At 35.2% G+C, this 7501-nt stretch carries 14 protein-coding genes and 1 pseudogene; 8 read left to right on the top strand and 7 right to left on the bottom strand.

Annotation, left to right across the window (positions count from 1 at the left end):
* Positions 1-68: 68 nt before the first annotated feature.
* From GZ63_RS0106465 to GZ63_RS0106450, 4 genes are all read right to left on the bottom strand, one after another.
* Positions 69-332: a NifU N-terminal domain-containing protein gene (locus GZ63_RS0106465; RefSeq protein ID WP_029268002.1), complete on the bottom strand. Its 264-nt coding sequence runs from the start codon at positions 330-332 to the stop codon at positions 69-71.
* A gap of 184 nt (positions 333-516) precedes the next feature.
* Positions 517-726 (bottom strand): DUF3813 family protein, encoded by a 210-nt coding sequence (locus GZ63_RS0106460; RefSeq protein WP_029268000.1) that lies wholly within the window; start codon positions 724-726, stop codon positions 517-519.
* A complete protein-coding gene (locus GZ63_RS18075; RefSeq protein ID WP_198020913.1) occupies positions 727-876 on the bottom strand; it encodes a hypothetical protein in 150 nt (49 codons plus the stop codon).
* A gap of 165 nt (positions 877-1041) precedes the next feature.
* A complete protein-coding gene (locus tag GZ63_RS0106450) occupies positions 1042-1875 on the bottom strand; it encodes a Cof-type HAD-IIB family hydrolase (RefSeq protein WP_029267998.1) in 834 nt (277 codons plus the stop codon).
* A gap of 134 nt (positions 1876-2009) precedes the next feature.
* Here GZ63_RS0106450 and GZ63_RS0106445 point away from each other — a divergent pair, with 134 nt between their 5' ends.
* The 5 genes from GZ63_RS0106445 to moaD all read left to right on the top strand — a co-directional run bounded on the left by GZ63_RS0106445 (position 2010) and on the right by moaD (position 4472).
* Positions 2010-2771: an alpha/beta fold hydrolase gene (locus tag GZ63_RS0106445; protein WP_029267995.1), complete on the top strand. Its 762-nt coding sequence runs from the start codon at positions 2010-2012 to the stop codon at positions 2769-2771.
* Positions 2772-2845: 74 nt separating this feature from the next.
* Positions 2846-3157, top strand: coding sequence for a metal-sulfur cluster assembly factor (locus GZ63_RS0106440; protein ID WP_029267993.1), 312 nt, complete (start codon positions 2846-2848; stop codon positions 3155-3157).
* A gap of 85 nt (positions 3158-3242) precedes the next feature.
* Positions 3243-3755, top strand: coding sequence for a molybdopterin-guanine dinucleotide biosynthesis protein B (gene mobB, locus GZ63_RS0106435; protein WP_029267991.1), 513 nt, complete (start codon positions 3243-3245; stop codon positions 3753-3755).
* A gap of 14 nt (positions 3756-3769) precedes the next feature.
* A complete protein-coding gene (locus GZ63_RS0106430) occupies positions 3770-4234 on the top strand; it encodes a molybdenum cofactor biosynthesis protein MoaE (protein ID WP_029267989.1) in 465 nt (154 codons plus the stop codon).
* Positions 4235-4238: 4 nt separating this feature from the next.
* Complete coding sequence (gene moaD, locus GZ63_RS0106425) at positions 4239-4472, top strand: molybdopterin converting factor subunit 1 (RefSeq protein WP_029267987.1); 234 nt, start codon at positions 4239-4241, stop codon at positions 4470-4472.
* A gap of 62 nt (positions 4473-4534) precedes the next feature.
* Here the strand turns inward: moaD and GZ63_RS0106420 are convergent.
* A pseudogene (locus GZ63_RS0106420) lies at positions 4535-4816 on the bottom strand (Crp/Fnr family transcriptional regulator); the annotation flags it as partial.
* Between the two features lie 6 nt (positions 4817-4822).
* Here GZ63_RS0106420 and GZ63_RS0106415 point away from each other — a divergent pair.
* A complete protein-coding gene (locus tag GZ63_RS0106415) occupies positions 4823-5062 on the top strand; it encodes a DUF2249 domain-containing protein (RefSeq protein WP_029267983.1) in 240 nt (79 codons plus the stop codon).
* Positions 5063-5098: 36 nt separating this feature from the next.
* Here GZ63_RS0106415 and GZ63_RS0106410 read toward each other — a convergent pair whose 3' ends face one another.
* Complete coding sequence (locus GZ63_RS0106410; RefSeq protein ID WP_226981332.1) at positions 5099-5920, bottom strand: undecaprenyl-diphosphate phosphatase; 822 nt, start codon at positions 5918-5920, stop codon at positions 5099-5101.
* 148 nt (positions 5921-6068) lie between these two features.
* Here GZ63_RS0106410 and GZ63_RS0106405 point away from each other — a divergent pair, with 148 nt between their 5' ends.
* Positions 6069-6389, top strand: coding sequence for a hypothetical protein (locus GZ63_RS0106405; RefSeq protein WP_029267980.1), 321 nt, complete (start codon positions 6069-6071; stop codon positions 6387-6389).
* A gap of 108 nt (positions 6390-6497) precedes the next feature.
* Here GZ63_RS0106405 and GZ63_RS0106400 read toward each other — a convergent pair whose 3' ends face one another.
* A complete protein-coding gene (locus tag GZ63_RS0106400; protein ID WP_029267977.1) occupies positions 6498-6677 on the bottom strand; it encodes a DUF2929 family protein in 180 nt (59 codons plus the stop codon).
* Between the two features lie 118 nt (positions 6678-6795).
* Between GZ63_RS0106400 and GZ63_RS0106395 the strand changes: the two genes are divergently transcribed.
* Positions 6796-7413: a hypothetical protein gene (locus GZ63_RS0106395; protein WP_029267975.1), complete on the top strand. Its 618-nt coding sequence runs from the start codon at positions 6796-6798 to the stop codon at positions 7411-7413.
* The last annotated feature ends 88 nt before the right edge of the window (positions 7414-7501 follow it).

Here is a 7501-nt window from a genome sequence, read left to right as displayed (position 1 = left end):
GGTGTGAGAGGTCGACTAACCAAGTAATGGTTAGTCACCTACTCGATTAAGAAGGATATTGTTGCTTATTAAAATCCGTGTTTTGTAAATACTTCTTCTACTTTAGGTGTTAGATTATCCCACTCCGCATCAAATTGTTTATTTACAGTAATAAAATTTTGATAACCGAATACATTATCAACACCGTCAAGTTGCATCAAGTCGTTTAAAATATCATATTCACTTTTATCACCAGTCATAACAGAAATACTATCATTGCCTTCAAATATAAGTTTATCTGTTGTAAATTTCAGTGCATTTGGATTTGGTGTTGTTTCAGCACGAACTCCCATTATCTCTTTCCTCCTTACTTTACATACTTAGCTTTATAGTAGCAGAAATAAGCAAAGGAGAAAAGGAATAAACCTTAAAAAAACCAGTCTCACTTTTAGTAAGACTGGTTACTTGTAGGGCGTAAACTCTGTTTCATCGCATTAATGAAGTAGTAATTACGATACAAGCTTTGTATGACTTATATTAGCCTAAGTGATTTTGGTCTTTGAGCTGTTGCTCAAGTTGTTGTAATTGCTGTTTTTCTTCAGGAGTTGCATTATTATATGCTGCTTGGATAGCGTTTTGTGCAGCTTGTTTGTCTGCTTGATTATTATTTTGATTCCCTTGCAAATTAGTTGTTAAGTTGGCAATAGCATCCTTTGCTTGTTGAAACAAATTATTATTGTTGCCCAACTAAAACCCTCCTATAGTGTGGTTATCTACTTCTTCGTTTTTTCGTTCTACATCAGATAGGCGAGAACGATAAGGAAACCTCTCAGCATGCTTTTTTACCGAATCAGCACTTTGATGGCTAAAACGTTTTGATTTGCTTCGCTTTCCCACCGCAAACTCCTCCTTCGTGAAAAACGGCAAACTGTATTTTTTATACTTTTCTCCAAGATAAACATGTTACTGTTAAAAAGTATAAACAGAAAGTGAACGCTTCATCTGCGTTCACTTCTAGTATGACTCGGAATGTTCATTAATATAAAAGGAAAATGCCGGTAATTAGACAGTTTTTAATTGAAGTTTTAAATACGCTTCCAGAAATAAACCAATGCCGTCTTGCTCATTCGTTTTTGTTACATAATTAGCAATGGTTTTAAGCTCATCAATAGCATTCCCCATTGCAACTCCAACTCCTGCATAGTCAATCATTTCCAAATCATTATCCTCATCACCAAATGCAATGATCCGCTCTTTGGGAATGTTAAAATAATGGGCTATTTTTTGTAATCCAACCGCTTTGTTCATTCCTTTTTTTACAATTTCAATGATATTTAAAGGGGCACCCCACTTGCGGTGCTCGATCAACTCTGCATGAAAGTCATTTAAATGGTTACGTAATTCCTGGATATGTTTTTCGTTTGGATGTATAAGTAATGATGTTGGATCATCTGTAAGTTCACGCTTTAAACGTCCAATCGTAAATGGAGATTGCACTTGATTAGACTGGAAGATTTTAATAAGATTTTCATCATATTGATCAAGGTATACATTATCTTGCACTTCTGCTAAAATATTTCGAACATTCAGCTGATAGCAGGCATCAACAATTTTTAGGGCCGTTCTATTAGGCATCGGGTTATGAAGTGCACCCCATTTATCATCACGCGGATGATGAATGAATGCTCCATTGAAATTTACCATTGGTGTATTGAGTCCCAATGTATGGTAGTAAGGAATGCTCGACCGATGAGGTCTTCCTGTTGCAATAACAACAATATGACCTTCTTCCATTGCTTTAAGGACGATTTGCTTTGTTTGACTGCTAATTTCTTTCTTATCTGTTAAAAGTGTTCCATCTAAATCAAGAGCAATCAAATGTTGTTTATTTTCCAATGATTTCACCTCGTTTGAACTATAGTGTATAAGTGATTGAACAATATGTAAAGGATTATATTATCCACAATTTGCAAATAGTACTAAAAAAATACTATGATGTAAGATATAAAAATTTATTGGGGGATTAGGATATGATAGGTGTATATAAAGAAAGCATTAATAACATACCAACGTTAGTTGTTGCAGATACAGAAAAAACAAATGAAGCTTTGCCTGTTATTGTATATTATCATGGTTTTACAAGTGCGAAAGAACATAACCTGCCTCTAGCTTATCTATTAGCTGAAGAAGGATACCGCGTCGTTCTCCCTGATAGTATTTATCACGGGGAGAGAGAGTTAGAAGTAACTCCACAGCAGCGAAAAATTTCTTTTTGGGACATCGTAATGAAAAATGTTCAAGAGTTCCAGGACATTAGTAATTATTATGAAAAACAAAACCTCCTATTAAATCAACGTATTGGTGTTGCGGGTACAAGCATGGGAGGGATTACAACAACCGCAGCTCTTACCCAGTACCCGCAAATTAAGGTTTCGGCAGTATTAATGGGATCCCCTAAAATTACTACATATGCACAAACATTAGTAGAAAGCATTCAAAAAGTCGGTGATTTACCTTTGACGGATGAAATGATTGATCAATTGTATGTTCAACTAAAAACGTATGATTTATCTCTCAGACCAGAAAAGTTAAATAACCGTCCGCTCCTGTTTTGGCATGGAGAAGAGGATCCGGTGGTTCCTTTTGACCATTCTTACACATTTTATGAAGACGTACAATCACAGTATCAAGATCAAAACAAGATTCAGTTTATTAAGGAAGCAAATCGCGGTCATAAAGTGAGCAGATATGCGGTACTCGAGACAGTAAAATGGTTTAAAATGCATTTATAAAGTGATGTAAATCATTTTAAAAAAACATGAAATATGTTTAAATATAACTATAAGATTAAGAGGAGGTAAAACCGATGGATGAAGCTCTTAAGGAAAATTTGCTCGGAGCTCTTGAAAACGTAATTGATCCTGAAATAGGCATAGATATTGTGAACTTGGGATTAGTCTATGACGTTGATTTAGATGACGAAGGCTTATGCACAGTTACAATGACGCTTACGTCAATGGGATGCCCACTAGCAGGACATATTGAACAAGATGTCCGCCGAGCGCTTTCAGATATTCCAGAAATAAAAGAAATTAAAGTGGATATTGTTTGGGATCCACCATGGGGCAAAGATAAAATGTCTCGTTACGCTAAAATTGCATTAGGTATACCAGATTAATCATTAGGGTTGGTTGATTCATACAATGGATCAGCCTTTTTCTTTAAATTATCTATGTTGACTTATAAAAACATGAGGGCTGTTTATGCAAGGTAAAATTACATTTCCAATCTTCCAAATTGTTGGTTATAAAAACGCTGGTAAAACAACTTTAATAAAAAAATTGATTCAATATTTTTCAAAAGAAGGAATCCGGGTAGGTACATTGAAACATCATGGACATGGTGGAGAGCCAGCTTTTGTAAAGGATACGGACAGCTATGAACAAGGGTCTATCATAAGTGCAGTGCAAGGGGAAAAGATGCTTCAGGTAACGGTAAATAAGACAGAGGAACTTAAATTCGATGAAATATTAAAGCTCTACACATTTTTACCGTTGGATTTACTGCTCATTGAAGGGTATAAAAATGAAAAATATCCTAAAATAGTCCTCCTTCGGGATCAAGCAGATGCACAATTATTAAGTACCGTTTCAAATATCAAAGCGGTGGGGACATGGGATACTGAAAAACTTCATTCTACAAATTATCTTCATTTTTCAATCCAACATATTGATACCGTGTTGCCTGATTTAGCGAAGATGATTAAATATAAGTAGTGAAGAGGGAGGAAATGATGGAGAAGAATTTTTGGTTAACGAGCGAACCAATTGAAATAAATGATGTTATTTCAAAAGTGGTCCGTCCAGAGGCAGGTGCGATCAATACATTTATTGGGACGGTCCGAGAGTTTACGAAAGATAAACGTACATTATATTTAGAATACCAAGCTTATGTTCCAATGGCAGAAAAAAAGCTTCAAGAAATTGCTGAGGAAATTGAAGTGAAATGGAAAGACACAAAAACTGCAATCGCTCATCGGACAGGTCGCCTTGAAATTTCAGAAGTGGCTGTTGCCATTGCTGTATCTACTCCTCACCGAAAGGATGCCTTTGAAGCAAGCAGATATGCGATTGAACGGATTAAGGAAATCGTCCCTATTTGGAAAAAAGAGCATTGGGAAGACGGAGCATTATGGATTGGTGATCAAAAAGAAACGAAATCATATAAAGAACAGCTTCCAACGAAGGAGGAATGAAGTGATGGTTGATGTACTTCTTTTTGCTGAGCTGCAAGAAAAAGCCGGAAGTGAAAAATTATCAATAGAAGCAGACGGTGTTACAGTAAAAGAGTTAAAAAAGCAATTATTATCCACATATGATTTAGACAATATTAATCATGCAATGATCGCGGTTAATGAAGAATATGCAAATGAGGCTACTGTTCTTGCAAAGGGAGATGTTGTTGCATTTATTCCACCAGTAAGTGGGGGATAGTGATTTGATTAGCGGAAAAAGAAACATGGGTTTTTCCGCTTTTTACATTCATCTAAGATAACTTAAAATAACGCTTTTTCCAATGCACCTGTGTCCAAAACAAGATAGCCAGTCTTGTCGATGGAAATAAGCCGTTTCTTCTTAAGTTGAGTCATTGTCCGGCTTATTGTTTCCCGACTTGATCCGATCATATTTGCAAGTTCCCGGTTTGTGAATGGAGTTGTTATATATGTTTTACCTTCCTTATCTTTTTTTCCATATATATTTCCCAGCCGTAATAAAAGGAAAATAATTTGTTCGTATGTATTGTGCAAACTTTTTTCTTCTAACCGACTTTGCAAATCTTTTCAATGAATGAAAGGAAGTATAGGACGAAGATTAATGCTCCAGAAATAGAAGGAAGAACTCGTCATCTATATATCTTTGAGGAATTCGATCGATTAAATGCGGGGGAATTTATCGAACTTTCCAATGACCACGACCCAAAACCACTCTTTCATCTGTTTATGGTAGAGCGCGAAGGGATATTTACCTGGGAATATCTTCAAGAAGGTCCATTACTGTGGCAGGTAGCTATTGGTAAAAAATAAGGGTCTGACCTTGGTTCGATCAGCCCCTTTTGAAAACTATAAAAACAAAATGACAAGAATACCTACAATAAAGCAGTAAAAGGAAAAATACTTTAATTTACCTTTCTCCATAATATTAATAAACCACTTTAAAGCGTAAAATGTTGCAATAATGGATGCAATAAAAGCTAATATATAAGGTATCATTAATACATTAAAATTAGGATCATTCACGATGTCACCGATCGAAAGCATTGTAACCCCAAGACTAACTGGTATATATAGCAAAAAGGAAAAGCGTAGAGCTGTTTTCTTTTTCAAGCCAACTAACATAGCGGCAACAATTGTAGCTCCTGAGCGGCTGATACCTGGAACTAATGCAACAGATTGCGCTAAGCCAATGATAACTGCATCTTTTATTGTTATCTCATCATCCTCTTTTACTCCCTGCAGATTGCGTATGATCCAGAGTGCTACACCGGTGATTAACAGTGTAACCCCTACAACTGCCACTCCACTTAATTTACTGCTAATGTAATCTTCAAGTAACAATCCAATAATCCCTGTTGGAATCGTAGCGGCAACTAAAAATAATACAAATCGGAAATCGGATTTAGCATCCGCCTTCTGTTTAAATATGTATCGTAAACTGTTCTGAATCAAACGAATAATATCTTCTCGATAAACAATTAAGACAGCGATTAGTGAGCCAAAGTTCACCAAAATTTCAAAGGAAAGCCCTTTAATTTCAATCCCGAACAATTCTCGAAGTATTACAAGATGTCCACTTGATGAAACAGGAATTGGCTCTGTGACACCTTGGAAAACACCTAAAAATGCATACTTGATTAGCAACCAAAACTCTGAAATATTTTCCATAAGATGATATCCTCCATCGATAAAACGTTAATCAAAAGCGTCTTCCATTATATCATAAATAATACAAATATAATTTTATTTTTCCATTACAAATAAGTCACCTTCTTATAGGCTTTTGAATAGTCTGAATGGTGAGGAGGTTGAAGAAATGCATTTGAAAAATGATCACGGGCATAAATATGAAATGTGTAAGAAGCATATGCATTCCTATGTGTTAGTAGAAACAAGCGATGGATCGACATTAGACGGGATTATTACGGGGTTGGATGATGAATATGTTTACCTCGCTATACCAATCGAACATGGCCATTCATCAGTTCCGTCTCAGCATTATCCTATGCATCGTCAATTTGGATACGGATATCCAGGATATGGCGGTTATGGCCACTACGGATATCGACCACGTTTTAGAAGATTAGTTTTACCTTTAGCTGCATTAACCGCCTTAAGTATTTTACCTTGGTATTAATCTACTTGCCGATAACATAACAACCCTTGCTCTTTTGTAGAAGGCAAGGGTTGTTATACATAAAAAAACAAAGCTTATGAACTCGAATGTAAGCCTTGTTTTTTATCTTTAATGTTCGCTATCTTCTTTTAATAATCCTCCACCTAAAACATAAACGGCTAATGTGAGGATGATTGCCAGTACAATTGTATGCGTTAGGTTGAATGGATCACCGGCCATGCTAGCAAGTACGTAAGAGATAGCACCACTTATTAGCAATGCCCAAATAAATGACATAATGAATTGCATGATATACACCTCGTTTTCTTACACTTTATACTACGTTAAGTTTACCAAAATAATTTATAAAATAAAAGGATTTCTTTTTTCATTGAGAATACGATAGAAGTATAGAAAGGAGTATTATATGTCTTATACCGTTATGAATTGTTTTCATTGGATCGGTTTTCATATTGTGAATTATTTACTAGAAACAGGTCATCATGTTGAAGGAGTGGATGATTTATCGTCCAATAAGAAAGAACATTTAGCAATGTTTTTGGGAAGAAATAGTTCATTTACACGAACTTCCAAAGATAAGCCAATTCAAAATGAGTCAGTCATTTTTTTGGGAGAAAACAATTTTTATCAAGATATCGAGGCGAAGCAAATTTTAAATATAACCAAAAGGGGAGCAAGCAAAACCCCTCCGGCCAATATAATTACTATTCATCCCCCTTTGCTTTTTGGAGAATGGATGCCAATGGATGAAAAGGGGATATATGATAAAGAACAACGGATTCTTTTTGAATCAAGCTATTTTTTAACAGAAGCTGTGTACATTAAAGATTTTATTTCTAGTATGTTTCGGATTCATCATTTAGTAAATATTCCGTCTGTATTAGATATGTATTCGCAAAATTCAATTGAAAATAAAACTGAAAAACTTGAAAATAAAATTTTTATTCGTGAAATTAAATCTACAAGGAGAAACGTAGATCATGTTTTAAATCATTATCGCCAATTTAAAAACTTCTATGAATGAGCGTATTCTCTTCTAGCAGGATTGGAATGGATAGGATGAGAAGTTTACTGAAAATTGTATTTTATTTGTGATTATAATCATCTCTGCC

The sequence above is a fragment of the Virgibacillus alimentarius genome (assembly GCF_000709085.1).
GTDB classification, from domain to species: domain Bacteria; phylum Bacillota; class Bacilli; order Bacillales; family Amphibacillaceae; genus Virgibacillus_B; species Virgibacillus_B alimentarius.
Note: the sequence above shows the minus strand (reverse complement) of the source record. Positions and strands in the feature narration are given on the sequence as shown.

Coding starts and splice junctions, on each gene's coding strand:
- GZ63_RS0106465 (WP_029268002.1), bottom strand. CDS start 332: ATGGGAGTTCGTGCTGAAACAACACCAAATCCAAATGCACTGAAATTT.
- GZ63_RS0106445 (WP_029267995.1), top strand. CDS start 2,010: ATGATAGGTGTATATAAAGAAAGCATTAATAACATACCAACGTTAGTT.
- GZ63_RS0106440 (WP_029267993.1), top strand. CDS start 2,846: ATGGATGAAGCTCTTAAGGAAAATTTGCTCGGAGCTCTTGAAAACGTA.
- mobB (WP_029267991.1), top strand. CDS start 3,243: ATGCAAGGTAAAATTACATTTCCAATCTTCCAAATTGTTGGTTATAAA.
- GZ63_RS0106430 (WP_029267989.1), top strand. CDS start 3,770: ATGATGGAGAAGAATTTTTGGTTAACGAGCGAACCAATTGAAATAAAT.
- moaD (WP_029267987.1), top strand. CDS start 4,239: ATGGTTGATGTACTTCTTTTTGCTGAGCTGCAAGAAAAAGCCGGAAGT.
- GZ63_RS0106415 (WP_029267983.1), top strand. CDS start 4,823: ATGAATGAAAGGAAGTATAGGACGAAGATTAATGCTCCAGAAATAGAA.
- GZ63_RS0106410 (WP_226981332.1), bottom strand. CDS start 5,920: ATGGAAAATATTTCAGAGTTTTGGTTGCTAATCAAGTATGCATTTTTA.
- GZ63_RS0106405 (WP_029267980.1), top strand. CDS start 6,069: ATGCATTTGAAAAATGATCACGGGCATAAATATGAAATGTGTAAGAAG.
- GZ63_RS0106400 (WP_029267977.1), bottom strand. CDS start 6,677: ATGCAATTCATTATGTCATTTATTTGGGCATTGCTAATAAGTGGTGCT.
- GZ63_RS0106395 (WP_029267975.1), top strand. CDS start 6,796: ATGTCTTATACCGTTATGAATTGTTTTCATTGGATCGGTTTTCATATT.